The organism is Sphingomonas rubra (assembly GCF_900115745.1).
Taxonomy (GTDB): Bacteria; Pseudomonadota; Alphaproteobacteria; order Sphingomonadales; family Sphingomonadaceae; genus Sphingomonas; species Sphingomonas rubra.
On the sequence record NZ_FOXP01000010.1, the window covers coordinates 91379 to 116460 of the forward strand.

Genomic DNA, 25082 nt, shown 5'->3' on the forward strand with positions numbered 1-25082 from the left:
CCTCAGCCGTTTTTCGATCCAACTACTGCCATGGCACAACGCCAGCCAAACGGGGGTTCCTTTGTCTCTAAATCGTTTTCTAGGCGCTACCGCGCTTGCCACCTCGCTGCTGTTCACCCCTACCGCATGGGCGCAGACCACGGGGAACACGACGGGAACTACCACTGCGACCACCGCTGACGATCAGCCGATTGGTCAGCAGATTGCGCCTAATGCCGATCTGTCGCAGCAAGAAGCGCAGGAGGCCGGTGAGGTCATCGTCACCGGCTCGCGCATCGCTCGCCCGAACCTGGATGCAACCGCACCGATCACATCGATCGGCGTCGGCGAACTCACTAACACTGGCAACGTCGCTATCGGCGATCGGTTGAACGAATTGCCGGCACTACGCACGACCTTCGGCCAAGCCAATTCGACGCGCTTCATCGGAACTGCGGGCCTCAACGTGCTCGATCTGCGCGGCATTGGTACGGCCCGCACGCTGGTCGTCGTTAATGGTCGACGCCACGTAACGACGTCGCCTGGGGACAGCTCAGTCGATATTAACACGATCCCCACCGACCTGATCGATCGCGTCGACATCGTGACGGGTGGCAACTCGGCGATCTACGGCTCGGACGCGGTCGCGGGCGCAGTGAACTTCGTTCTCAAGCGCGATTTCGACGGCTTTCGCCTGCGTACGCAGGGCGCGGTAACTGAAAAGGGTGATCGCCCCTCCTATTTTGTTAGCGCCACTGCCGGAAAGAACTTCGCCGACGGTCGCGGAAACATCGCCGTTGCTGCCGAATATGCAGAGATGAAGGCGCTCTATTTCACAGACCGCGAGGAGCAGTACGGCGCGGTTCGTGGTCGTGATCAGTTCAATCCCACCGAGAATACCATTGGTGAATCGTCGCTCGGCAACGGCATTCCCGACCAGACCTTCCTTCGCAATGTTACAAACGCCTTGATTTCCACTGGCGGTGCCTTTGCAGCCGCTTGCCCGACGGCGGCAGCCACGGGGGAAAGTGCTGCTGCGTTCGCGCTGCGACGCGCAGCCGCGTGCAGCGGCCTGCGCGGCCCCGCTGCCCCAGGCGTGACGGGCCCCGAACTTGGTCGAACGTTCGTGTTCGACTCGAACGGTAACGTCGTCGCCAACCCCGGCCGGGCCGACCTGCGCACCGTGGGATCGGGCAACAATATTGGCGGTCTAGGATCAACACTGCGCGAAGTCGGGCAGCTTAGTCCCGGTTACAAGCGGTACTCCGCCAATCTGCTCGGGCATTTTGATGTCTCGCCCGCTTTCAAGCCCTTTATTGAAGCCAAATACGTCCGCATCGACTCGGTGCAAGAAGGTCAGGCGACCTTTTTTAACAATACCTTCAGCATCAATAATCCGTTCCTAACGACACAGGCGCGCAACCAGCTCGTATCTATCCTGTCGCCTACTGCGACCACCTTTACGGCGCAGCGCTTCAACATCGATTTTGGGGGTCGCGGCGAAGATCACCGTCGAGAAACCTACCGGGTCGTGGCCGGCATCGGTGGCGAGTTTAACGAGGATTGGCGCTACGAAGCGTCATTCAATTACGGACGCCTCGAGACCCAATACTCGACCCGTGGTAACTTGTTGCTGGCTCAATACGCCAACTCGATCAACGCAGTTCGCAACACCGCCGGCCAGATCGTCTGCGGGATCAACGCCGATGCGTCGACAACCAACGATGATGCCACGTGCGTTCCCGTTAATCTGTTTGGACTCGGCGCACCGTCGCAGGCGGCATTGAACTACTTCGGTGCCACGTCATCCCGTGTCGAACGAGCCGATCAGTACGTTGGCAATGCCTATGTGTCGGGTGATCTGTCGCAACTGTTCTCGCTGCCGGGCGGTCCGATCAGCTTCTCGGTGGGCGGCGAGTATCGTCGCGAAACGGCGTACTCGGATTACGATGACGTGACGCAGGCGGGGCTTACCTTCCTGAACGCCATTCCGACGTTTGATCCGCCGGCGCAGGTGGTCAAGGAAGCTTTCGGCGAAGTTCGCATACCGCTGCTTGCCAACACCAAGTTCTTCCAGGAATTGTCGATCGAGGCTGCTGGCCGCGTGTCCGATTACAACATCGGCAGCACCGGTACGGTGTTCTCGTACAACGTGGGCGGCATCTGGTCGCCGGCACGCGGCCTTCGCATTCGAGGCAGCTATGCACGGTCGGTTCGCGCCCCGACGCAGGCCGATCTGTTCGCATCGCCTAGCCAGACCTTCCTCAACGGTCTAGCCGATCCCTGCGGCCAGCAGAACATCAACAACAATCCGAATCGCGTCCGCAACTGCGCCGCAGCTGGGGTGCCCACAACCCAGACGTTCAATGGCATCACCGAACCTTTCACCAACCGCCCAGCATCCGGCATTTTGGGGCTGAACGGTAGCAATCCGAACCTGTCGGAGGAGCGTGGCACCAGCTACACGATCGGTACGGTGTTCCAGCCGGAATTCGTGCCAGGTCTCGCGATCACGGTTGATTACTACAATATTACTATCAAGGATGCGATTACCTCGCTTGCTGCGCAAACAATTATCAACCAATGCTATGATGATCCCTCCGGCATCGACAATCCGTTCTGCGCGGCAATCACCCGCAACCCGAATGGTACTTTTGCCGGGCAGTCGAACGTGACGCTAGCGAACGGAACGGCGGTCGAGTTCGCCCGAACTGGATCGTCCTTCCTTTCGGGGCCTTTCAACTTCGCGAAGATCAAGACGTCGGGTATCGACGGTGACATCAGCTATCGGACGAAGCTGAACGGCGATATCTCGTTCGCTGTGCGCGGCTTAGTGAGCTACGTCATCGCCAAGGACAATTACACCGACATCCAGCGTCCCGACTTCATCAACCAGCAGCTGCTGGAACTTGGCGACCCACAGTGGGAAGGCAATCTCAGCGTCAACATCGACTTTGGCTTGCTCGATTTCGGATATCGTTTCCGGTACGTCGGCAAGCAGACGATCGGCACCTTTGAAGCGCAAAATTCGCTTCAGGGTCGGCCGCCGGAGAACCCGGACGCTTTCCCGCGCACGTTCTACCCCGTCATCACCTACTCGGACTTCCGCCTGGGCCTCGACGCCACGGATCGGTTCCAGTTGTACTTGGGCGTCGACAATGCTTTCGACCGGCTGCCGCCTTTCGGCCTGACCGGCACCGGTGCCGGCGACGGCATCTACGACAACATCGGGCGTCGCTTCTATGCGGGTGTCGATCTCCGCTTCTAGAAGCCGAGTACGTTGCCTAAAGGGGTCGCTGCGTTGCAGCGGCCCCTTCTTTCTAGCGGCAATAAAGTGTTCATCGTACGCCGACGATTGATCTACCAGCCTTTAGAACCAACGACGCTCATATCGGGTACCGAGCGCGGTAAGCAGCTCGTACGCAGAACGTTGCGAATGCTTAGCGGTATTTTGCAAGTCAAAGCAAAACTCCACATAGCTGCCCTCCTTGATCGTGCTGCCGATGGGACACGCTAGCGCGATCAGGTCCATCGATACACGCCCGATAATGGAGAGGATCTCTTCACCAAACCACCCGATGCCGCGACTAGACAAACTCCTTGGATAGCCATCCGCGTAACCCACATTGACGATTACTACTATAGTGTCAGTTTTCGCGGCCCATGTGGCATTGTAGCCGACGGTCGCCCCTGCTTTTACCATGCGGCGTTGCAGAACCTCTGCTCGTGGGAACACAACAGACTGGATGACCTCGGCAAGTTCCACCCGTGGCACACCACCGTAGAGCGCGAGACCGGGTCTAGTAAGATCGAACCCGTAAGCGGAGCCGAGTGCAATACCGGCGGAATTTGCCAGACTCAACCGCTCAGCATAAGCATGCCTGCCAGCTGCGATCAAAGCATCTCGCTGCCGCTCGTTCATCGGCGAGTCCTCATCGGCGCAGGCGAGATGGCTCATCAGCGTATCGATCTTCAAGCCGTCGAGCAGGTGAAGATCGTCCGTGCCAAGGCCCAGACGGTTCATGCCCGTGTCGACCATCACGTCGCACGCACCGCCGCCCGCCGCCTTCCAGCGCGCGACCTGCGCCGCCGTGTTGAGGACGGGGCGGGCGATGCCGGACAAAGCCGCGCACATGTCCTCCTCGCGGACCCCATGCAGGACCGATATCGGCAGCTTCAAATGGGCAAGGGCTATCGCCTCTTGCCAGTTGGACACGAAGAAGTCGCGGCATCCAGCGGCGGCGAGGCGCGTGGCGACGTCCTCCGCACCGAGGCCGTAGCCGTTGGCCTTGATCGCTGCGCCGCAGGCGGCGGACCCGCTCATCCGATCGAGCGCGCGCCAATTGGAGACGAGAGCATCGCCATTGAGGCGCAGGCGGAGGGGAGCGGGAATGTCGAGGGTGGGTCTGTCGGTCACGCCGGGTGTTTAGCCGCTCAGACGATCCCGGTCGAATAGTAGAGCGCGATGACGGCGAAGACGGCGGCGGTCTTGAGGAGGGTCAGGACGAAGATGTCGCGATAGGCCTGGGTATGGGTGAGGCCCGTGACGGCGAGCAGGGTGATGACGGCGCCGTTGTGCGGCAGCGTGTCCATGCCGCCGGACGCCATCGAGGCGACGCGGTGGAGCACCTCGCGCGGGATGCCGGCGGCGTCGCCGGCGGTGGCGAACTGGTCGGCCAGCGCGGCGAGCGCGATTGAGAGGCCACCCGAGGCGGAGCCGGTGATGCCGGACAAGGCGGTGACGGTCACCGCCTCGTTGACCAGGGGATCGGGGACGGCGGTGAGCGCGCGGCGGACGATGGCGAAGCCGGGCAGCGCGGCGATCACCGCGCCGAAGCCATATTCGACCGCCGTATTCATGCCCGCCAGCAACGCGCCCCCGACTGCGGCGCGGGAACCGTCGGCGAAGGCGCGGGCGACAGGGCGGAAGGCGGTGAGGAGGATCGTGGCGATGCCGAGAAGGAGCGCGCCCTCGACCGCCCAGATGGCGGCGAGCGGCTTGACCACCAGAACCTCCCGAACTTCGCCCATGGCGAGCGTGGTCGATTCTCCAACAATCGCAGGAATATGGAGGGTCAGAAGCAGGTTGGCGATGCCGACGACGAGCAGCGGCAGGACGGCGAGCGCGGGGTGCGCGAGCCGGTCGTCCGAGGGAGGAGCGGGTTCATTGACGAGGTCGGTGCCGTAGCCCTCCCCGGCTAGCGCACGGCGGCGGTGGTCGAGGTAGAAGAGGCCCGCAGTGAGGATCAGGAGCGAGCCGGCGAGGCCGAGCAGCGGCGCGGCCCAGGTGGTGGTGCCGAAGAAGCTGGTCGGGATGATGTTCTGGATCTGCGGCGTGCCGGGTGCCGCGTCCATGGTGAAGGTGAGCGCGCCGAGGCCGATGGTGGCGGGGATCAGCCGCTTGGGAATGTCGGCGCGACGGAACAGTTCGGCCGCGAACGGATAGACGGCGAAGACCGCGACGAACACCGACACGCCGCCGTAGGTGAGGAGCGCGGTGACCGCGACGATGGCGGGAATCGCGCGATTGGGCCCGAGGAAGCGGATGGCGGAGACGACGATCGCGCGCGAGAAGCCGGCGATTTCAACCAGCTTGCCGAACAGCGCGCCGAGCAGGAACACGGGGAAGTAGAATTTCAGGAACGCGGCGACGCGCTCCATGAACAGGCCTGAAAAGGCGGCGGGAACCTGCGCCGGGTCGGTCGCGAGGACGGCGAGCATGGCGAGAAGCGGCGCCATGACGATCACGCTGAGACCGCGATAGGCGGCGAGCATCAGGAGCGCGAGCGCGGTGGCGGCGATGAGGACGCTCATGATGCGATCGTCATCCTTTGAACTGTCCTCACCCTTCCGCGGCTTCGCTCCCTCCTTCTCCCACAGGGAGAGGGATTACAGCGTCTTAATGATGGCGGAGAAATCGAGGGCGCCATGGCCGTCGGCGGCAAAAGCTTCGTAGAGTTCGCGGGCGCGAGTGCCCATGGGGGTGTTGGCGCCTGCCTGTTCGGCGGCCTCGGCGGCGAGGCGGAGATCCTTGAGCATGAGCGCGGTGGCGAAACCGCCCTGATAGTCGCGGTCGGCCGGCGTCTCGGGGCCGACGCCGGGGACGGGGCAGTAACTGGTCATCGACCAGCTCTGGCCGGAGGAGACGCTGGCGATGTCGTAGAAAGCCTGTGCGTCTAGGCCGAGCTTGCCGGCGAGCGCGAACGCCTCGCAGGTGGCGACCATGGTCGCGCCGAGAATCATGTTGTTGCACATCTTGGCGGCCTGCCCCGCCCCAGCGGCACCGGCACGGATCACGGCCTTGCCCATTTGCGCGAGAATCGGCTCGGCCCGGGAGAAGCCGTCGTCGCCTCCGCCGACCATGAAGGTGAGGCTGCCCGCCGCCGCCGCCGCGATGCCGCCGGAGACCGGCGCATCGACGGCGACCATGCCCTTGGCCGCCGCCTGCTCGGCAACGCGGCGGGCGGTGGCGACGTCGATGGTGGAACAGTCGATCAGCAGCGCGGCGGGGGGCAGGACGGGGAGGATCTCGGCGTAGACCGCCTCGACATGGGCGCCGGCCGGGAGCATCGTCACCACCACCTCGGCGCCATCGGCGGCCTCGACCGCGGTGGCGGCGGGAAGGCAGCCGGCCTCCTCGGCACGAGCGAGCGCGTCGGCGGAGAGGTCGAAGGCACGGACGTCGTGGCCGGCCTTGGCGAGGTTCGCGGCCATGCCGCCGCCCATGTTGCCAAGGCCGATAAAGGCGATGCGGGTCATTATTCTCTCTCCTGCGGCTCTGTTCGCCTGATCGTCATGTTGGCGGAGGACAGCATCTCCCGAGACAGGCGGTGTGCGCTCCACGAAGAGATCCCAGCATCCGCTGGAGTGACGATAGTGGGAGCACCTTACTTCGTCATGCCGGGCTTGTCCCGGTATCCAGGGCCACGCGCGGTGCGTTGCCTGGCTCCGAATGGCGGAACGAGCCCGACATGACGGAAGGGGCTACTTCCCCGTCCAGTTGCCGGGGCGTTTCTCGACGAAGGCGGCCATGCCTTCCTTCTGGTCGGCGGTACCGAACAGGCCGTGGAACAGGCGGCGCTCGTACTGGACGCCCTGGCCCAGGCTCATCTCGAAGGCGGCGTTCACCATCTCCTTGTTGGCGAGAACGGCAAGCGGAGCCATAGAAGCGATTGTCTCGGCGGTCTTCAGCGCGTCGTCGAGTAGCTGGTCGGCGGGGATCACGCGGGCGACGAGGCCGGACCGCTCGGCCTCCTCGGCGTCCATCATCCGGCCGGTCAGGCACATCTCCATCGCCTTGGCCTTGCCGACCGCGTGGGTCAGCCGCTGCGACCCGCCCATGCCGGGGGTGACGCCGAGCTTGATCTCGGGCTGGCCGAACTTGGCGGTGTCGGCGGCGAGGATGAAGTCGCACATCATCGCCAGTTCGCAACCGCCGCCGAGCGCGTAGCCGGCGACCGCGGCGATCACCGGCTTGCGGGTGCGCGCGAACTGCTCCCAGCCGGCGAAGAAGTTGGAGCCGTACATGTCGGCGAAGCCTTGCGCCGACATCTCCTTGATGTCGGCGCCCGCGGCGAACGCCTTGGCCGAGCCGGTGACGACCGCGCAGCCCTGGCCGGGATCGGCGTCGAACGCCACCATGGCGGCGTTGAGATCTGCGAGCACCTGCCCGTTGAGCGCGTTCAGCGCCTGCGGGCGGTTGAGCGTGACCAGCGTGACGCGGCCGCGCTGTTCGACCAGGATCGTTTGGTATTCCATGGTGCGTCCTTGTAAGTTTGCCCCCGCTATCCGTTCGTGCTGAGCGACGTCGAAGCACTGTTCGGCGAGCGCAGCCTTCGATTTCGCTCAGGCCGAACGGAGGTGGGGTGGTCGGCTGGAGTACGTCTTAACGATAGGCGGGCAGCGGCGTCCATGCTTCGGCGGGAGGGAGCGGTTCGAAATAGGCGTCGACCATCGCCGGCGTCACCTCGGCGGCGGTTGGCGGCGACCAGCGCGGATCGCCGGTCTTGTCGATCAGGAGTGCGCGGACGCCCTCCGCGAAGTCGGGTGCACGGTGCATTCGGGCCATGATGGCGTATTCCATCCGCATCTCGTCGACGAAGTGGAGCTGGCGCGGGCTTTCGACCAGCATGCGTAGCGATACCTTGCAGGCGGTGGGCGAGCGTTTGTGGAGCGCGGCGAGCGTGTCGGTCGCCCACTCGCCGCCATCCGCCTCCAACGCGGCCAGCACGACGTCGAAGTCGTCGGACGCGAATAGGTGGTCGATCGTCGGCAATCGCTCGACGATGCGGGCGGGCGGCGGCGGCACGGCGGCACCGGCCAGGATCGACTCGGCCTTTTCCGGGCTGGCGGCGATCTCCGCCTTGACCGCGTCGAGCGCATCGGAGGGAAGATAGAAATTGGCGAGGCCCAGCGCGATGCAGTCGGCGCCGTCGAGCCGCGCGCTGGTCAGCGCGAGATACTGGGCGCTACGGCCGCGCAGGCGTGACAAATAGCGGCCGCCGCCGACGTCGGGGAACAGGCCGATCGTCGTCTCCGGCATGGCGAACACCGTGCGCTCGGTGACCACGCGGTAACGGCACGGGCAGGCGATGCCGACGCCGCCGCCCATGACGATGCCGTCCATGAACACCACGCCGGGCTTCGGATAGGTGTACATGAGGTGGTTAAGGCGGTATTCCTCGAAGAAGAAATCGCGGCCGAGCGTGCCACCCTTGGGCGTGTCCTTGGCGATCGAGACGACGTCGCCGCCCGCGCAGAAGCCCCTGCCGCCGGCATGATCGATCATCACGATCCGCACGTCGTCGTCCGACCGCCAGTCGAGCAGCGCCTGCGTCATTTGGCGGACCATGCCGAGGTCCAGGCTGTGCAGCGCCTTGGGCCGGTCGAGCCGGATGCGGCCGGCGCACTGGTCGGCGAAGGTGAGGACATGGGGGTCGGCGAGGAAGGTCAAGGTCGCAGCGTTTCCGTTCATTGTCCCGGCAGTGAAGGGACTATCGTGTAGGTGTCGGCATCTTCCCGTTCGTCATGCCGGGGCAGGCATCAATGGGCGATCGCGACGTAGGAGCCGGGGGCGGGTTCGAGGCCGTTCTTCGGCGCGCGGGCGGGAACGCGCGCGGCGTCGTGGGCGTCGAGCCAGCGGGTCCACCACGGCCACCAAGATCCGTCGTTCTTCGTCGCGCCGACCAGCCAATCGGCCGCGTCCGTCGGGCGGTCGCCGTCGCGCGTCCAGAAGCCGTGCTTGTTGGCAGCGGGCGGGTTGATGACGCCGGCGTTGTGACCGGAGCCGCCGAGGACGAACGTCACCTCGCCGCCGAACAGCGCCGCCCCCGAATAGACCGCTTCCCACGCCGACACGTGATCGTCCTTGAGCGCGAGCAGTAGGATCGGAGTGGTCACCGTGGCAAGGTCGATGGCGACGCCGCCGACCGCGAAACCGTTGGGATTTTTCAGGGCGTTCGCGAAGAGCAGGTCGCGATTGTAGGAGCGGAGGAACTCCTGCGGAATACGCGCGCCGTCCTCGAACCAGTATAGGAGGTCGGAGGCGGGCGCGGGCTTGTCGAGCAGGTAATGGGCAATCACCGACGACCAGATCAGGTCGTTGGCACGAACGGCCGCGAACAGCTGCTGCAACTCGGTCGATTCGATGTAACCGCGCTTGGCGAGATGCGTGTCGAGCGCGTCGAGATGCGCCTCGTTCACGAAGGCGGACCAGTCGCGCATGTCGGCGAAGTCGACCATCGAGCCGATCAGCGTCGCGCTGGCGACCTCCCCTGCCCGCCCCTTCGCCTGCAACCAGGCGAGCGCGACCGAGACGAGCGTGCCGCCGAGGCAGAAGGCGAACAGGTCGACCTTGTCGGCGTCCGCTGCCGCGCGCGCCGCGCCGATCGCCTCGACGATGCCGTCCAGCACGTACTGCTCCACCCCGCAGCCGCGATGACGCTCGTCGGGGTTGATCCAGGAGATCACGAAGACGGTGCGGCCCTGATCGACCAGCCATTTGACCAGGCTCGACTTCGGCTGGAGGTCGATCATGTAATATTTATTGACCAGCGGCGGCACGTAGAGGAGCGGCGTCGCCGCCACGTCCGCGGTCGTCGGCGTGTACTGGATCAGCTGAAACAGGAGGTTCTGGAAGACGACCTCGCCCGGCGTCGCGGCGATCGTCTCGCCCTTGACGAAATGCTTGTCGGGACGGCGGCGAACGATGCCTTTCCCCTCGACCACGTCCTGCATCAGGTTGCCGAAACCCTGGACGAGGTTCTGGCCACCTGTCTCCATCGTCCGCGCGACGACGTCGGGATTGGTGGCGGCGAAGTTGGCGGGCGAGAGGGCGTTGAGGAACTGGTCGAGGACGAAGCCGACCATGGCCTTGCCGGAGGCATCCTTGCCGGACCCGAGCGCGGCGGCGGCCTTGGCCTGTTTCGACGCGAGCAGGTATGCGTCGCGCAGCGTGCGGTAATAGGGGTCCTCGCTCCACTCCTTGGCGGCGAAGCGGCGATCGCGCGGGGCCTGGGCGGCGGGTTTCAGCCCCCAGGCGGAGAGCCAGAAGTCACCCCATTCGCGCGCGGCATCGGCCTGGACCTTCATCAGCGCGTCGGGGGTGACGCCGGCGGCGTGGTCCGCCATGGCGCGCCAGATCGACAGCGGATCGTAGGGTTGCTGCATCTTACCGCCCCTTCACTGCCGCGTCAGCTCGCGACCGACGATCATCCGCATGACCTGATTGGTGCCCTCCAGGATCGAGTGGACGCGGAGATCACGCCAGAAGCGCTCGATTGGATAGTCGCGCAAATAGCCGTAGCCGCCATGGAGCTGGAGCGCGCGATCGACGATCGAGCTGCCGTTATCGGTGGCGAGCCGCTTCGCCATCGCCGAGAAGCGCGACTTGTCGGGGGCGTTCGCGGTCACCTTGGCGGCGGCGAGGTAGAGGAGCGCGCGAGCGGCCTCCAGGTCGGTTGCCATGTCGGCGAGCGTGAACTGGGTGTTCTGGAAGTCGGCGACCGCCTGGCCGAACTGCTGGCGTTCCTTGGTGTAGCGGATCGCCTCGTCGAGGCAGCGCTGCGCGCCGCCGAGCGAGCAAGCACCGATGTTGAGCCGGCCGCCGTCCAAGCCCGCCATCGCGATCTTGAATCCCTCGCCCTCGCCGCCGACGAGGTTGGCGACGGGCACGCGGCAATCCTCAAAGATCACCTGCGCCGTCGGTGACGCGTTCCAGCCGAGCTTCCTCTCGGGCGCGCCGAAGGACAGGCCGGGCGTGTCCTTCTCGACCGCGATGGCGGTAATGCCGCGGCTCTTCTCTTCCGAGGTGCGGACGAGAACGACGTAGAGGTCGTTGTAGCCGGCGCCGGAGATGAACTGCTTGGTGCCGTTCAACACGTAATGGTCGCCGTCGCGGCGCGCGCTGGTCTTCAGCGCGGCGGCGTCGGAGCCGGAGCCGGGCTCGGTCAGGCAGTAGCTGGCGATCTTGTCCATCGACACCAGGCCGGGGAGAAAGCGCGCCTTGACGTCGGCCGAGCCGAATCGGTCGATCATCCACGCGGCCATGTTGTGGATCGAGATGAACGCGCTGGTGGCGGGGCAGCCATAGGCCATCGCCTCCATGATGAGCGCCGCTTCCAGCCGGCCGAGCGCGATGCCGCCCGATTCCTCGCTGACGTAGATCGAGCCGAAGCCGAGCTCGCCCGCGGCCTTCCACACGTCGACGGGATAATGCGAGCGCTCGTCCCACTCACCCGCGAAGGGGGTGATGCGGTCGGCGGTGAAGCGGCGCGCGAGTTCCTGGATCTCGCGCTGGTCATCGGTAAGGTCGAACTGGTTGGTCATCGGTCTGGCTCTCAGGCGGGACAGCGGGAGTAGCGGAGGCTGCGCATCGGCGGCTCCGGATCGGCGGGGGTCTCGGCGATCAGCGTGCGACCGTCGTCGAGCAGCGTCAACGTGGTCCGGCGCGTCCACTCCTGCCCCTCGCCGGTGAAGGCGAGATCGAGGCGGACGGCGGCGGGACCGAGCAGCTCGGCCTGCGTGACCCTGCCGCGCGATTCGTAGAAGCCGAGCGTGTCGGCGGAGACGGTCATCAGCCCCTTAGCGTCGTCGCGATCGGGCACGCAGTCGTTCGGCACCATGCCCCAGCGCCCGCGAAAGGCCGCGGGCAGCGATGCGATCGGGCTGGGCGAGGCGGTCGGCTCGGCGGCGGGCGACGTCAGCGGGACGACCGAGTTGTTAGGATCGTCCTGAAGGTTGGCGGGCGTCTGCTCGACCACCTGACCCTCGCCCGAGCTGCTGTTGTTGCCCGCCTCCTCGCTGCTGCCGCACGCGGCGAGGAGGAGGGCGAGCGTCGCGATACACATTCGCGTCACCCCTACCCTGTGCCGGGCTCCAGGGCCAAGCAGCGCAGCGTTCGCGGCCCTGTAGGGCGGGACGCGCCCGGCATGTCGGGTGGAGATCGGATCGGTCATCGCGGTTACCCCATGGTCGGGATGACGAACGCGTCCTGGATGCGGCTCGGCCCGCCATCCTCGGACCCGCGCGGCAGGTCGCCCCCGCTTCCCGCGCCGGCGCCGTCGGGCCAGCGCTGCGTCACGGTCTTGACCTTGGTCCAGAACTTGACGCCCTCCATCCCGTGCTGGTTGGTGTCGCCGAACGCCGAACGCTTCCAGCCGCCGAAGGTGTGATAGGCAACGGGCACCGGGATTGGCACGTTGATGCCGACCATGCCGACGTTGACGCGCGCGGCGAACTCGCGCGCGGCGTGGCCGTTGCGCGTGAAGATCGCAACGCCGTTGCCGTACTGATGCTCGCTCGGCAGGCGGACGGCGGTCTCGAAATCGGGCGCGCGGACGATCTGGAGGACGGGGCCGAAGATCTCCTCCTTGTAGGCCGACATCGCGGGCGTGACGCGGTCGAACAGCGACGGCCCGATGAAGAATCCTTCCTCATGCCCCTGCAGCTTGAAGCCGCGGCCGTCGACGACGAGCTCGGCGCCCTCGTCGACGCCGGTCTGGATCCACTGCTCGATGCGCTGACGGTGCTGCGCGGTGACGACGGGGCCATAATGCGCCTCGGCATCGGTAGACACGCCCACCCGGAGCGCGTCGATCGCGGGGATCAGCTTCTCGCGGAGAGCCTCGGCGGTCTTGTCGCCGACGGGGACGACGACCGGCAGCGCCATGCACCGCTCGCCCGCCGAGCCGAAGGCGGCGCCCGACAGGTCGGCGACGACCTGGTCGAGATCGGCGTCGGGCATGACGATGCCGTGGTTCTTGGCGCCGCCCATCGCCTGCACGCGCTTGCCCGCCGCGACACCGCGGCGGTAGACGTAGTGCGCGATGTCGGACGAGCCGACGAAGCTGACCGCGGCGATCGCGGCATGGTCGAGGATCGCGTCGACCATCTCCTTGTCGCCGTGGACCACCTGGAGGATGCCCTGCGGCAGGCCCGCCTCCAAGAACAGCTCGGCGAGGCGCACCGGCACCGACGGATCACGCTCGGAGGGCTTGAGCAGGAAGGCGTTGCCGGTGGCGATGGCGACGCCCGACATCCACAGCGGGATCATCGCGGGGAAGTTGAACGGCGTAATGCCGGCACCGATCCCGAGCGGCTGGCGCATCGAGTAGACGTCGATGCCGGGGCCGGCTCCCTGCGTATACTCGCCCTTCAGCACGTGCGGGATGCCGCAGCAAAATTCGATCACCTCCAGCCCGCGCTGAATGTCGCCCTTCGCGTCGGCGATGACCTTGCCGTGCTCGGACGAGAGCAGGTGCGCCAGCTCGTCCATGTTCGCCTCGACCAGCTCCTTGAAGCGGAACATGACGCGGGCGCGGCGCTGCGGGTTGGTCGCCGCCCAGCCGGGCTGCGCTCCTCTCGCGGCCGCCACGGCGCGGTCGAGATCGGCGGCGGTGCCGAGCGTGACGCTCGCCTGCACGCGGCCGGTGTTAGGATCGAACACGTCGGCCGTGCGACCCGCACCGCCGCCACCCTGGCCCACGATCAAGTGATCGATCGTCCGCATACGCTCTCCTATGTGCTCGTTGCGGCAGGCTTTGTCGGGTTGCGCGGGCGCGCGCAACCCCGTGAGCGTCAGCCCCGCAGCGCGGCGACGCGGGCGACCACCTGGTCGCGAACGCCCGGCGTCACGAACTTGCCGATATCGCCGCCGTAGCGCGCGATTTCTTTCACCAGACGCGAGGCGATCGGCTGCAACGCGACGTCGGCCATCAGGAATACGGTCTCGACCTCCCGGTTCAATTGCTGGTTCATGCCGGCCATCTGATACTCGTACTCGAAGTCGGCGACCGCGCGCAGGCCGCGCACGATGACGCGGGCGCCCTCGCGCACCGCGAAGTCCATCAGCAGCGAATCAAACTGGACGACGGTGATGTCGCCGGAGAGACCGGCCACTTCGCGCCGGACAGTGTCCATGCGTTCCTCGACGGTGAACATCGGCGACTTGGACGGGTTGGTGGTGACGCCGATCACGAGCCGGTCGACCAACGTCGCGCCGCGGCGGATGATGTCCATGTGACCGAGCGTCAGGGGATCGAAGGTGCCGGGATAGACGCCGATGCGGGGGGTCATAGGCGTGTCCTTCCCTGCTTACCGACTGATGCCTTCGTCATGCCGCGCTCGTCCCGGCATACAGGGCCGCGCACGACGGCCCTGCTTGACCCTGGACCCCGGGACAAGCCCCGGGTGACGAGGAGATCGGAGGACGGCTCCAGCGCGCAGCGAGATGACCGCCGTCGTTGCGGGTCGTCACCGGTCGCGCTCCACCACGTAGGAGGCGACCGCGCGGAGCAGGTCCGCCTCGGCACCGAAGGCGTGGAGGTGCTGCTGCGCCTGATCGACCAGCATGCGGCATTGCGCGCGCGCGCGATCCGCGCCCATCAGCGACAGGAAGGTCTCCTTGCCCGCCTCCGCGTCCTTGCCCACCGCCTTGCCGACCACCGCCGCGTCGCCTTCCGCATCGAGCAAATCGTCGGCGATCTGGAAGGCTAGCCCCAAGTCATGGGCGTAGCCGCGCAGGCCCGTGCGCGCCGCCGGCGGTACGCGGCCGAGGATCGCACCCGCCTCCACCGCGGCGCAGATCAGCGCGCCCGTCTTCATCTGCTGAAGCCTCGTCACGGTAGCGAGATCGAAGCGCGTCTTCTCCGCCTCCAGGTCCATCATCTGGCCACCCGCCATGCCCGACGGGCCGGAGGCGCGCGCCAGGTCGAGCACCAGTTCGGCGCGGACGAAGGGATCGGGATGGGTGTCGGGGTCCGCCAGCACCTCGAAGGCGAGCGCGTGGAGGCAGTCGCCGGCGAGAATCGCGGTGGCCTCGTCGAACGCCTTGTGCGCGGTGGGCTTGCCGCGGCGCAGGTCGTCATCGTCCATCGCCGGCAGGTCGTCGTGGATCAGGCTGTAGACATGGATGCACTCGATCGCGGTGCCGACGGTGGCCGAACAATCGCGGGCGACGCCGAACAGGTCGGCGACGGCGATGGTGAGCAGCGGGCGCAGCCGCTTGCCGCCGTTCATGGCGGCGTGGCGCATGCACTCGTACAGCCGCGCACGAGGGTCGGCAGGGACGGCGAGCAGCGCGTCGAAGCAGCGGTCGACCTCCGCGGCGACCTCCGCGATCGCCTCCGGCAGCGTGGACGGCAGGGTCGCCACGGGGTCGCTCAGGCGGCCGCGAAGGGGCGCGTGCCGGCGGGGCGACCTTCCGCGTCGAGCCGGATCGCCTCGATCCGCGCCTGCGCCGCGTCGAGCCGCTCGGCGCAGCGCGCACGTAGGGCGTCGCCGCGCTCGTATAGACGGATCGATTCGTCTAGCGTCGCGTGCCCGCTCTCCAGCCGGCCGACGATCCGCTCCAGCTCCTTGAGCGCGTCCTCGAAGCTCAGGCCGTCGACGGGGATTTCGGCTGCGGTGTCGGTATCCATCGCCGTCCGATACGGCAGCCTGTCGAGGGTTGGCAAGGATGGCGGCGGCGTGGAGGCGTGTGCTACACGGAGTTCATGGCAAGCACGGCAATCCGCATCGATCTCGGCGACATGGCCGACCATGCCCTTCAGCATTTGGCCACGGGCGAGTACGAATCCATGGACGAGGTGATGCAGGACGCAGTCCGCGCGCTCGACCGCGAGCGCGCGGAGTCCGAGGAAATGTTCGAAAACCTGGCTTTTCAGGAGATGCTGCGGCAGAAGGTGGAGGAGGCATTTGCCAATCCTGCGCCGTCACTGCCGATCGACCAAGCGTTCGTGGAAATCCGACGACGCGCCGCAGATCGCCGGGCCCGCGCCGCTCAGGGATAATCGTGCGACAGGTTATCTTCCTCGACGCGGCCAAAGCCGACGTCGCAGCGCTCGATGACTGGATTGCCGCGAAAGCCAACGAGGACATCGCCGCGGCTTACCTCGATCGCCTCGAACGGTTCGCCCATACGCTCGGGTTCTTCCCGCATCGCGGTTCACCGCGAACCGTGGGCCGCCGGAAAATGCGTTCGATCACCTTCGAGCGCCGATATGTCCTGCTGTATTGCGTAACGGATCACGCAGTCCAGATCGTGCGCGTACTCGACGCACGGCGCGACTGGTCGGGCCTGCTACCCGGCTGACGCCTGCGCCGTCACCTCGGCGATCAGGTCCTTGCGGCTGAGCTTGCCGATCATGGTCTTGGGCAGCGCGGCGCGGACGATAACGGCGTCGACGCGCTCGTGACGGCCGAGTTGCGGGTTGAGCCAGGCGGCGAGCGCGGGGCCGTCAGCCTCGGCGCCCTCCTCCAGGGTGACGTAGGCGCGCGGCACCTCGCCGCGATAGGCATCGGGCAGGCCGATCACCAAAGCCTCCTTCACCGCGGGATGATGGTGGAGCACCGCCTCGATCTGGCTGGGAAAGACCTTGAAGCCGCTGACCGCGATCATGTCCTTCAGCCGGTCGACGATGCGGACGAAGCCGTCGGGGTCGACCAGGCCGACGTCGCCGGTGCGCATCCAGCGGGTGCCGTCAGGCGTGTCGACGAACACCTCGGCGTCGGCGTCGGGGCGGTTCCAATAGCCCATCATGATTTGCGGGCCGGCGAGCACCATCTCGCCGGGTTCGCCCGCGGGCGGCGGCCGGGTCGGGTCCTCCTTGTCGACCAGCGCGACGCGCGTACCGGGCAGCGGCTGGCCGATCGAGCCGGCGCGCGGCTCCCCCTCGTACGGGTTGCAGGAGACGACGCCCGAGCTCTCCGACAGGCCGTAGCCCTCCACCAACGTCGCACCGGTGGCGTCGCGGAACTTCTGCTTGAGCTCGGCGGCGAGCGGGGCGCCGCCCGAGATGCAGATACGCAAGGAGGAGAAGTCGGTGGTGGCGGTATCCGGATGATCGAGGAGCGCCTGGAACATAGTCGGCACGCCGGGCAGCGAGGTTGCGCCGGTACGCGCGAGGGCCGCGAGCGTGGCCGCGGCGTCGAACCGGGGCAGCATCACGATCTCACCGCCGGTCAGCACGGTGCGGTTGAGCACGCAGGTGTTGGCGAAGACGTGGAACAGCGGCAGCACGCCCAGGATGCGGTCCACCCCCCTGCCTCGCTCCGGATCGAGCGAGGCGACCTGCTGCGCGTTGGCGGACAGGTTGGCGTGGCTGAGCATCGCGCCCTTGGGGCTGCCGGTGGTGCCGCCGGTATACTGGATCAGCGCCACGTCGCGGGCGGGATCGAGCGTGGGCATCGCGCAGCCGCCGCTGTTGGCGATCAGCGCGGAGAAGCGGGTGACGCGCGGGTCGCGCGGGATCGCAGCCACCTCGCGCCGCTTGGCGAGACGATAGGCGACCGATTTGAGCGGGGGCAGCGCGCCCGCGACCTGACCGACGACGAGCCGCTCCAGCCCGCTCGCCTCCAGCACCCGGAGTGCGGTGGGCAGCAGCGCGGTGGCGGACAAGGTGAAGAGCAGGCGGGTGCCCGAGTCGTCGACCTGGTGGGCGAGCTCGGCGACGGTGTAGAGCGGCGAGAAATTTACAACGGTCGCGCCGAGCTTGAGCACGCCATAGTAAGCGGCGAGGTAGTGCGGTACGTTGGGCAGGAACAGCCCGATGCGATCGCCCTTGCCGTAGCCCATCGCCGCCAGCCCGCAGGCGACCCGGTCGGCGGCGTGCCGGACCTGGGCGTAGGTGTAGCGACGGCCCATGAAGTCGATCAGCGGCGCGCTGCCCTGCCGCGCCGCCATCTCCTCGAACAATTCCACCATCGACCGGGGATCGAACGTGGCGTCCCACGGCACGGGGTGGCGATAGGCGGCGGGCGAGGGCTGACCGGTGCTCATTGACACGGGTGTAAGCAAGGCGTGGCGGTCGCGCAACTCGGCGCGGCGGAGGCGTGGGTGGGGGCGGCGGCAACCGCCGCCCCCTGCCGGATTACTTCGCTTCGACGGGCTCGGCCTTGTTGCCGCCCTTCTTGCGCGGCTTCTTGGGTGCCGCGGCCTCGATCGCGAAGCTGAGTGCGCCGTCCTTCATCCGCACGGTCACCTCGCCGCCGTGGACGAGCTTGCCGAACAGCAACTCCTCGGCGAGCGGCTGCTTGATCTTCTCCTGGATCAGCCGGCCCATCGGGCGGGCGCCGTACAGCTTGTCGTAGCCCTTCTCGGTCAGCCAGCTCTTGGCTGCGTCGTCCAGGTTGATGTGGACCTGTCGGTCGGCGAGCTGGAGTTCAAGCTCGAGGATGAACTTGTCCACCACCCGCGCCACGACCTCGGGCGGGAGATAGCCGAAGGGCACCACCGCATCGAGCCGGTTGCGGAACTCCGGCGTGAACATGCGCTGCACCGCCTGCTCGTCCTCGCCCTCGCGGGTGAGATTGCCGAAGCCGACGGTCTCGCGCGCCATGTCGGCGGCGCCCGCGTTGGTCGTCATGATGAGGATGACGTTGCGGAAGTCGACCGTCTTGCCGTGCTGGTCGGTCAGGCGGCCGTTGTCCATCACCTGCAACAGGATGTTGAACAGGTCCGGGTGCGCCTTCTCGATCTCGTCGAGGAGGAGGACGCAGTGCGGGTTCTGGTCGACGGCGTCGGTCAGGAGGCCCCCCTGATCGAAACCGACATATCCGGGAGGAGCACCGATCAGCCGCGAGACCGAGTGACGCTCCATATATTCGGACATGTCGAACCGCTGCAGCGGGATGCCGAGGATCGAGGCGAGCTGCTTGGCCACCTCCGTCTTGCCGACGCCGGTGGGGCCGGTGAAGAGGTAGTTGCCGATCGGCTTCTCGGGTTCGCGCAGCCCAGCGCGGGCGAGCTTGATGGCGCTCGACAGCTTCTCGATCGCGGCATTCTGGCCGAACACGACACGCTTAAGGTCCGTCTCCAACGTGGAGAGCGCCTGCTTGTCGTCGCTCGACACGCTCTTCGGCGGGATGCGCGCCATGGTGGCGATGACCGCCTCGATCTCCTTCGAGGTGATCGTCTTCTTGCGCTTGTTCGGCGCGACCAGCATCTGCATCGCACCGACCTCGTCGATCACGTCGATCGCCTTGTCGGGCAGCTTGCGGTCGTTGATGTAGCGGGCCGACAGCTCGACCGCCGACTTGATCGCGTCGGGCGTGTACTTGACCGAATGATGCTCCTCGAACGCCGAGCGCAGGCCGGCGAGGATCTTGATCGTGTCCTCCACCGTCGGCTCGTTGACGTCGATCTTCTGGAACCGGCGCAGCAGCGCGCGATCCTTCTCGAAGTGGTTGCGGAATTCCTTGTAGGTGGTCGAGCCGATGCAGCGGATCGTGCCACCCGACAGCGCGGGCTTGAGCAGGTTGGACGCGTCCATCGCCCCGCCGCTGGTCGCGCCGGCGCCGATCACGGTGTGGATCTCGTCGATGAAGAGCACCGCGTGCGGCAGCTTCTCCAGCTCGTTGACGACCGCCTTCAGCCGCTCCTCGAAGTCGCCGCGGTAGCGCGTACCGGCGAGCAGCGAGCCCATGTCGAGCGAGTAGATGACGGCTTCCTTGAGCACGTCCGGCACCTCGCCCTCGACAATCTTGCGCGCCAGCCCCTCGGCGATCGCGGTCTTGCCGACGCCGGGATCGCCCACGTAGAGCGGGTTGTTCTTGGAGCGGCGGCACAGGATCTGGATGGTACGATCTACCTCCGGCCCGCGGCCGATCAGCGGATCGACCTTGCCGATCTTCGCCTTCTCGTTGAGGTCGACGGTGAACTGCTTGAGCGCGCTTTCCGTCTTGCCCTTTTCCTGCCCCTTGGCCGGCTTCTCCTCGTCGGCCGCACCCTTGGGCGTGCTCGCCTCGGCGGTGCCGCCCTTGCCGACGCCGTGCGAGATGAAGCTGACCGCGTCGAGCCGGCTCATGTCCTGCTGCTGGAGGAAGTAGACGGCGTAGCTCTCGCGCTCGCTGAACAGCGCGACGAGGACGTTGGCGCCGGTCACCTCGTCGCGGCCCGACGACTGGACGTGGAGGATCGCGCGCTGGACGACGCGCTGGAACCCGCTGGTCGGCGACGGATCGGTGGCGGCCTCGACCTTGAGGGCATCGAGCTCGGTATCGAGATAGGTGGAAACCGTCGCCTTCAGCTCGCCGAGGTCGACGTGGCAGGAGGTCATGACCTTGGACGCGTGCTCGTCGTCGATCAGCGCGAGCAGCAGGTGTTCCAGCGTGGCGTATTCGTGGCGGCGGCTGGAGGCAGCTTCGAGTGCCTTGTGAAGCGTGGTCTCGAGCGCGGGGGCGAAAGAGGGCATTCAGGATACTCCGTTCGGGCGGGGCCCGTTGATCCCTATGTCGGCATCCACCGGCGCCGCATCAAGCCGGGGGCAGGCAACCTCACCCTCACGACCGGAACAGCGAGTCGGCGCTGGCACGATGATCGATCGCGGCGGCCATCTTGTCGCGCACGCGCGCGATCTCGCCCTCCAGCGCAGCGATCCGCGCCTCCAGCTCGGACACCGACAGCGGGTCGAGGTCCTGGCGGACGAGCTGCATCAAAACGTCGTCGCGGCGGGCGGGGGCGTCGTCCAGATCCATGGACGACAGCGTTGACCCGCGGCTTCCCGCTGTCAATAAGCGGCGGGCGCAGGCCACCGCGCAGGGGGAACAGCATGACCTCGATCCCGGACACGATGAAGGCGATCGACCCGGCCGAACCGGGTGGTCCGGAGGTGCTGGTCACCATCGAGCGGCCGGTGCCGAAGCCGAGCGCGGGCGAGCTGCTGATCCGCGTCGCCGCCGCGGGCGTCAACCGGCCGGACGCGATGCAGCGGCAGGGAAAATATCCCCCGCCGCCCGGCGCGCCGTCGATCCTCGGACTGGAGATCGCGGGCGAGGTAGTCGCGCTGGGTGACGGCGTGGCGCCCGAGCTGCTCGGCCAGCCGGTGTGCGCGCTCATCGCGGGTGGCGGATACGCGGAATACGCGGTCGCGCCCGCCGACCAGTGCCTGCCGGTGCCGGACGGCCTGTCGATGGTGGAGGCCGCGGCGATGCCGGAGACGCTGTTCACCGTGTGGACCAATCTGTTCGAGCGCGCCTACGCGACCGAGGGCGACACCGTGCTGGTCCATGGGGCCACCTCGGGCATCGGCACCATGGCGATCGCGCTGGGACGGGTGTTCGGGCTGACCGTGATCGTGACGGCGGGCAGCGACGAGAAGTGCGCGGCGGCGCTGGCGCTGGGGGCGGCGCACGCGATCAACTACAAGACGGCGGACTTCGTCGCGGAGGTGAAGGCGATCACCAGCGGCCGCGGCGTGGAGGCGGTGCTCGACATGGTCGGGGGCGACTACCTGCCGCGCAATCTCGCCTGCCTGGCGGACGACGGGCGCCACGTGTCGATCGCGGTGCAGCGCGGCGCGGTGGCGGAGGTGCCGATCTGGGAGGTGATGCGCCGCCGGCTGACGCTGACCGGATCGACGCTGCGCGCGCGCGACGCGGGCTTCAAGGCGCTGGTCGCCGACGAATTGTCGCGCACGGTGTGGCCGCACGTCGCGGCCGGGCGGCTGCGGCCGGCGATCGACCGGGCCTATCCGCTGGCGGACGCGGCGGCGGCGCACGCCCGGATGGAGGCGGGCGACCATGTCGGCAAGATCGTGCTGACGATGGGGTGAAAGGAGGATGTAGCGATAGCCTTCGATAAACGATGCTCGCCACCATCCTCTGGTAAGCACTTGTACCCCGGCGAAGGCCGGGGCCCAGTTGGAAAGGTCGGCGTGAGTGTCGCGGAGGTCCGCCCAACTGGGCCCCGGCCTTCGCCGGGGTGCCGATTACCTCAGTTGCTGTCCGAATCGTCGCCGTCGTCGTCGGCGACGACCAGCAGCACCACGGCGGCGAGCGCGGCGAGGATGCCGATGTTGACGATGGTGGCGGTGCTGCCCTCGGCGATCTTCTCGCCGGCCTTCGGGGGCGCGGCGGCACGGGCGTGGGCGACCGACAGCGACTGTGCCGAGTTGCCGGCGGCGAGCGCGGGCGTGGCGACCAGCGCGGAAGCGGCGGCGGCCGCGATCAGGCTCTTGAAACGGAACATGGAAAAACCCCTTTCGAACGACGTGAACCGGTGCGCGACGCTCCTGGTCGGGACACGGGCTGTCAACGGGCGGTTGGCGGCGAAAGGTTGCAAGTCGATGACGGCCGCGGTTTTCCTGCGCCGGCGTGGCGCGCGGGCAACAGGCGCGGCGTGGCGGCGAACCTTGCTCCCGCGGCGCTTCCGCACTAAGTCCTCACCATGGCGTGGCCGCTCCGGCAAGGGGCGGCCCTTTTCGTATCCGGAGTTCCCCCGTGGCCCAGCCGCTCATGCCCCACGCGACCGCTTCCTGGCTGGTCGACAACACCTCGCTCTCCTTCGAGCAGATCGCCGATTTCTGCGGCCTGCACATCCTGGAGGTGCAGGCGATCGCGGACGATACCGCCGCGACCAAGCTGACGGGCCGCGATCCGGTGCGCGCGCACGAGGTGACGCAGGACCAGATCGATCGCGGTCAGGCGGACCCCAGCTACCGCCTGCAGATGACCAAGGGCCCCGAGCAGGTCCGCCGCACCAAGGGCCCGCGCTACACCCCCGTCTCCAAGCGGCAGGACAAGCCCGACGGCATCGCCTGGATCATCCGCAACCATCCGGAGATCACCGACGGCGCGATCGGCAACCTGATCGGCACCACGCGCACGACGATTGCCGCGATCCGCGACCGCAGCCACTGGAACATCCAGAACATCACGCCCAAGGACCCCGTGACGCTGGGCCTGACCACGCAGCGCGAATTGGACGCCGCGGTGGCCAAGGCCGCCAAGTCGACGGGCGAGGACGCGGCGCCGACCGACACGCGCCTTCAGGGCGACCGCGAGGCGCTGATCGCGCAGCTCCACGCCGAACGCGAGCAGCAGGCGCGCGACGCCGACGCGGTGCTGCACGGCGACGATCCGGCCAGCCGCGCGCAGGCGCTGTTCGACGACCCGTTCCGGCGCTGATTCCCGCATATTGCGTCACCCCGGGCTTGTTCCGGGGTCTAGGGCCCGGCAGCGCCGCACTCGTGGCTCTGGATGCCGGCACGAGCCCGGCATGACGGTTGAGAGACGGCGACTTCGGGCCTAGACTCTCCCGCAAAGGAGAGCGCCGATGTGCGACGAACATACCGCCGAGGACAACGACCGCGCCGGTCTGTCTCGTCGCGACCTGGGCGTCGCGCTGGGAGCGGCGGGGATCGCTGCGCTGCTCCCCTCCCCTGCCGATGCGGTGGCCGTCGCCGGCCGCGCCGTATCGATCGCCACGCCCGACGGCGCCGCCGACGCCTTCTTCGTGGCGCCGACCCGCGGCAAGCATCCGGGCGTGCTGATCTGGCCCGACATCATGGGCCTGCGCCCCGCGTTCGAGCAGATGGCGCGGCGGCTGGCCGAGTCGGGTTACGCGGTGCTGGTGGTTAACCAGTTCTACCGCTCGACCAGGGCGCCGTTCCTGGCGGCGGGCGAGAGTTTCGACCAGCCGGCGGTGCGCGCGCGGATCATGCCGTGGCGTGCTGCGCTCACTCCCGCCGCGACCACGCAAGATGGCAACGCCTTCGTCTCCTGGCTCGACCGGCAGACGGAGGTGGACACCAGGCGCGGCCTCGCCGTCACGGGCTACTGCATGGGCGGGCCGATGATGGTGCGCACCGCCGCCGCGCGCGCCGACCGGGTGCGCGCGGGCGCGTCGTTCCACGGCGGCGGGCTGGTCGGGCCGGAGGCGGACAGCCCCGACAAGCTGGTCCCCCAGCTGAAGGGCGGCTACCTGTTCGCGGTGGCGCAGAACGACGACGCGCGGGCGCCCGGCGACAAGGAGGTGCTGCGCGCCGCCTTCGCCGCCGCCGGCACCCCCGCCGAGATCGAGGTCTATCCCGCCGATCACGGCTGGTGCCCGCCCGACGGTCGCGCCTATGATCGGGTGCAGGCGGAGCGGGCCTGGAACCGCCAGCTCGCCTTGTTCGCCAAGCAACTGGGAGATCGTGCGTGACCCTGACCTTCTACACCAACCCGCAATCGCGCGGCCGCATCGTGCGCTGGATGCTGGAGGAGACGGGCGCCAGCTACGACATCGTCGTGCTCGGTTACGCCGACAGCATGAAGAGCGACGATTACCGCGCGATCAACCCGATGATGAAGGTGCCCGCGATCGTCCATGACGGCCGCGTCGTTACCGAGACGGCGGCGATCTGCGCCTATCTGGCCGATGCCTTTCCGCAAGCGGGGCTGGCACCGCGCACGGACGAGGAGCGCGCGGCCTATTACCGCTGGATGTTCTTCGCGGCGGGGCCGATGGAGACGGCGATCATCAACAAGTCGATGGGGGTCGAGCCCGACGCCGATCAGCAGCGCATGGCAGGATACGGCAATTTCGCGCTGGCGGCGGGCGTGCTGGAGCAGGCGGTGGCGACGACGCGGTTCGTCGCGGGCGATCGCTTCACCGCGGCGGACGTGTATGTCGGGTCGGGTATCGGCTGGTACACGCGGTTCGGGCTGCTGCCGCAGAACGGGGTGTTCGACGCCTATCTGGAACGGATCGAGTCGCGCGACGCGTTCAAGCGCGCGGGCGAGCTGGACGACGCGGCGGCGGCAGCGGCGAGCTGATCCATCACCCGCACTTTCTCGCGCCCGTTAAGTTGTCGCGATAAGAAGATCGCGGCGTCATAGGGAGA

General features: G+C 67.3%; 23 protein-coding genes. 7 read left to right on the forward strand and 16 right to left on the reverse strand.

The window, feature by feature from the left end; translation table 11 throughout:
- The first annotated feature begins 61 nt into the window (after positions 1-61).
- Positions 62-3247 (forward strand): TonB-dependent receptor domain-containing protein, encoded by a 3186-nt coding sequence (locus BM145_RS12880; protein ID WP_093334063.1) that lies wholly within the window; start codon positions 62-64, stop codon positions 3245-3247.
- A 102-nt stretch (positions 3248-3349) separates the two neighbouring features.
- Here BM145_RS12880 and BM145_RS12885 read toward each other — a convergent pair whose 3' ends face one another.
- From BM145_RS12885 to BM145_RS12940, 12 genes are all read right to left on the reverse strand, one after another.
- Positions 3350-4396: an alanine racemase gene (locus BM145_RS12885; RefSeq protein WP_281244364.1), complete on the reverse strand. Its 1047-nt coding sequence runs from the start codon at positions 4394-4396 to the stop codon at positions 3350-3352.
- A gap of 17 nt (positions 4397-4413) precedes the next feature.
- Positions 4414-5793 (reverse strand): GntP family permease, encoded by a 1380-nt coding sequence (locus BM145_RS12890; protein WP_093334064.1) that lies wholly within the window; start codon positions 5791-5793, stop codon positions 4414-4416.
- A gap of 75 nt (positions 5794-5868) precedes the next feature.
- The gene (gene mmsB, locus BM145_RS12895) at positions 5869-6738 is read right to left on the reverse strand and encodes a 3-hydroxyisobutyrate dehydrogenase (RefSeq protein WP_093334065.1); all 870 of its coding nucleotides are present in this window, start codon (positions 6736-6738) and stop codon (positions 5869-5871) included.
- Positions 6739-6963: 225 nt separating this feature from the next.
- Positions 6964-7737, reverse strand: a complete 774-nt coding sequence (locus BM145_RS12900) for an enoyl-CoA hydratase (RefSeq protein WP_093334066.1) — start codon at positions 7735-7737, stop codon at positions 6964-6966.
- Positions 7738-7864: 127 nt separating this feature from the next.
- On the reverse strand, positions 7865-8932 hold the full coding sequence (locus tag BM145_RS12905) for an enoyl-CoA hydratase/isomerase family protein (protein ID WP_245739329.1): 1068 nt from the start codon (positions 8930-8932) through the stop codon (positions 7865-7867).
- Positions 8933-9021: 89 nt separating this feature from the next.
- Positions 9022-10647, reverse strand: coding sequence for a PHA/PHB synthase family protein (locus BM145_RS12910; protein WP_093334068.1), 1626 nt, complete (start codon positions 10645-10647; stop codon positions 9022-9024).
- Between the two features lie 12 nt (positions 10648-10659).
- On the reverse strand, positions 10660-11805 hold the full coding sequence (locus BM145_RS12915) for an acyl-CoA dehydrogenase family protein (RefSeq protein WP_093334069.1): 1146 nt from the start codon (positions 11803-11805) through the stop codon (positions 10660-10662).
- A gap of 11 nt (positions 11806-11816) precedes the next feature.
- Positions 11817-12326: a hypothetical protein gene (locus tag BM145_RS12920; protein ID WP_093334070.1), complete on the reverse strand. Its 510-nt coding sequence runs from the start codon at positions 12324-12326 to the stop codon at positions 11817-11819.
- 113 nt (positions 12327-12439) lie between these two features.
- On the reverse strand, positions 12440-13987 hold the full coding sequence (locus tag BM145_RS12925) for a CoA-acylating methylmalonate-semialdehyde dehydrogenase (protein WP_093334071.1): 1548 nt from the start codon (positions 13985-13987) through the stop codon (positions 12440-12442).
- Between the two features lie 68 nt (positions 13988-14055).
- Complete coding sequence (gene coaD, locus BM145_RS12930; RefSeq protein ID WP_093334072.1) at positions 14056-14553, reverse strand: pantetheine-phosphate adenylyltransferase; 498 nt, start codon at positions 14551-14553, stop codon at positions 14056-14058.
- A 177-nt stretch (positions 14554-14730) separates the two neighbouring features.
- On the reverse strand, positions 14731-15630 hold the full coding sequence (locus BM145_RS12935) for a polyprenyl synthetase family protein (protein WP_425441098.1): 900 nt from the start codon (positions 15628-15630) through the stop codon (positions 14731-14733).
- Between the two features lie 8 nt (positions 15631-15638).
- Entirely contained in the window at positions 15639-15896 is a 258-nt protein-coding gene (locus tag BM145_RS12940; protein ID WP_093334073.1) for an exodeoxyribonuclease VII small subunit, read from the reverse strand.
- Positions 15897-15971: 75 nt separating this feature from the next.
- On the opposite strand from BM145_RS12940, the gene BM145_RS12945 reads away from it, so the two are divergent.
- Entirely contained in the window at positions 15972-16268 is a 297-nt protein-coding gene (locus tag BM145_RS12945) for a hypothetical protein (RefSeq protein ID WP_093334144.1), read from the forward strand.
- 2 nt (positions 16269-16270) lie between these two features.
- A complete protein-coding gene (locus BM145_RS12950) occupies positions 16271-16570 on the forward strand; it encodes a type II toxin-antitoxin system RelE/ParE family toxin (RefSeq protein ID WP_177200207.1) in 300 nt (99 codons plus the stop codon).
- On the opposite strand, the gene BM145_RS12955 is transcribed toward BM145_RS12950, so the two are convergent.
- From BM145_RS12955 to BM145_RS12965, 3 genes are all read right to left on the reverse strand, one after another.
- Entirely contained in the window at positions 16559-18256 is a 1698-nt protein-coding gene (locus BM145_RS12955) for a long-chain-fatty-acid--CoA ligase (RefSeq protein ID WP_245739330.1), read from the reverse strand. The genes BM145_RS12950 and BM145_RS12955 overlap by 12 nt on opposite strands.
- A gap of 91 nt (positions 18257-18347) precedes the next feature.
- Entirely contained in the window at positions 18348-20669 is a 2322-nt protein-coding gene (clpA, locus tag BM145_RS12960) for an ATP-dependent Clp protease ATP-binding subunit ClpA (RefSeq protein ID WP_093334074.1), read from the reverse strand.
- An 88-nt stretch (positions 20670-20757) separates the two neighbouring features.
- Positions 20758-20952 (reverse strand): DUF1192 domain-containing protein, encoded by a 195-nt coding sequence (locus tag BM145_RS12965; protein WP_093334075.1) that lies wholly within the window; start codon positions 20950-20952, stop codon positions 20758-20760.
- Positions 20953-21026: 74 nt separating this feature from the next.
- Here BM145_RS12965 and BM145_RS12970 point away from each other — a divergent pair, with 74 nt between their 5' ends.
- On the forward strand, positions 21027-22028 hold the full coding sequence (locus BM145_RS12970) for an NAD(P)H-quinone oxidoreductase (RefSeq protein ID WP_093334076.1): 1002 nt from the start codon (positions 21027-21029) through the stop codon (positions 22026-22028).
- Between the two features lie 161 nt (positions 22029-22189).
- On the opposite strand, the gene BM145_RS12975 is transcribed toward BM145_RS12970, so the two are convergent.
- Entirely contained in the window at positions 22190-22444 is a 255-nt protein-coding gene (locus BM145_RS12975; RefSeq protein ID WP_093334077.1) for a hypothetical protein, read from the reverse strand.
- A gap of 251 nt (positions 22445-22695) precedes the next feature.
- Between BM145_RS12975 and BM145_RS12980 the strand changes: the two genes are divergently transcribed.
- The 3 genes from BM145_RS12980 to BM145_RS12990 all read left to right on the forward strand — a co-directional run bounded on the left by BM145_RS12980 (position 22696) and on the right by BM145_RS12990 (position 25014).
- Entirely contained in the window at positions 22696-23382 is a 687-nt protein-coding gene (locus BM145_RS12980) for a DUF1013 domain-containing protein (protein WP_093334078.1), read from the forward strand.
- 148 nt (positions 23383-23530) lie between these two features.
- Complete coding sequence (locus BM145_RS12985) at positions 23531-24400, forward strand: dienelactone hydrolase family protein (protein ID WP_093334079.1); 870 nt, start codon at positions 23531-23533, stop codon at positions 24398-24400.
- Positions 24397-25014, forward strand: coding sequence for a glutathione S-transferase family protein (locus BM145_RS12990; protein WP_093334080.1), 618 nt, complete (start codon positions 24397-24399; stop codon positions 25012-25014). The genes BM145_RS12985 and BM145_RS12990 overlap by 4 nt, the downstream gene beginning before the upstream one ends.
- Positions 25015-25082: the final 68 nt, after the last annotated feature.

Coding starts and splice junctions, on each gene's coding strand:
- BM145_RS12945 (WP_093334144.1), top strand. CDS start 15,972: ATGGCAAGCACGGCAATCCGCATCGATCTCGGCGACATGGCCGACCAT.
- BM145_RS12890 (WP_093334064.1), bottom strand. CDS start 5,793: ATGAGCGTCCTCATCGCCGCCACCGCGCTCGCGCTCCTGATGCTCGCC.
- BM145_RS12915 (WP_093334069.1), bottom strand. CDS start 11,805: ATGACCAACCAGTTCGACCTTACCGATGACCAGCGCGAGATCCAGGAA.
- BM145_RS12985 (WP_093334079.1), top strand. CDS start 23,531: ATGTGCGACGAACATACCGCCGAGGACAACGACCGCGCCGGTCTGTCT.
- BM145_RS12925 (WP_093334071.1), bottom strand. CDS start 13,987: ATGCGGACGATCGATCACTTGATCGTGGGCCAGGGTGGCGGCGGTGCG.
- BM145_RS12970 (WP_093334076.1), top strand. CDS start 21,027: ATGACCTCGATCCCGGACACGATGAAGGCGATCGACCCGGCCGAACCG.
- BM145_RS12920 (WP_093334070.1), bottom strand. CDS start 12,326: ATGTGTATCGCGACGCTCGCCCTCCTCCTCGCCGCGTGCGGCAGCAGC.
- mmsB (WP_093334065.1), bottom strand. CDS start 6,738: ATGACCCGCATCGCCTTTATCGGCCTTGGCAACATGGGCGGCGGCATG.
- coaD (WP_093334072.1), bottom strand. CDS start 14,553: ATGACCCCCCGCATCGGCGTCTATCCCGGCACCTTCGATCCCCTGACG.
- BM145_RS12910 (WP_093334068.1), bottom strand. CDS start 10,647: ATGCAGCAACCCTACGATCCGCTGTCGATCTGGCGCGCCATGGCGGAC.
- BM145_RS12965 (WP_093334075.1), bottom strand. CDS start 20,952: ATGGATCTGGACGACGCCCCCGCCCGCCGCGACGACGTTTTGATGCAG.
- clpA (WP_093334074.1), bottom strand. CDS start 20,669: ATGCCCTCTTTCGCCCCCGCGCTCGAGACCACGCTTCACAAGGCACTC.
- BM145_RS12940 (WP_093334073.1), bottom strand. CDS start 15,896: ATGGATACCGACACCGCAGCCGAAATCCCCGTCGACGGCCTGAGCTTC.
- BM145_RS12975 (WP_093334077.1), bottom strand. CDS start 22,444: ATGTTCCGTTTCAAGAGCCTGATCGCGGCCGCCGCCGCTTCCGCGCTG.
- BM145_RS12900 (WP_093334066.1), bottom strand. CDS start 7,737: ATGGAATACCAAACGATCCTGGTCGAACAGCGCGGCCGCGTCACGCTG.
- BM145_RS12955 (WP_245739330.1), bottom strand. CDS start 18,256: ATGAGCACCGGTCAGCCCTCGCCCGCCGCCTATCGCCACCCCGTGCCG.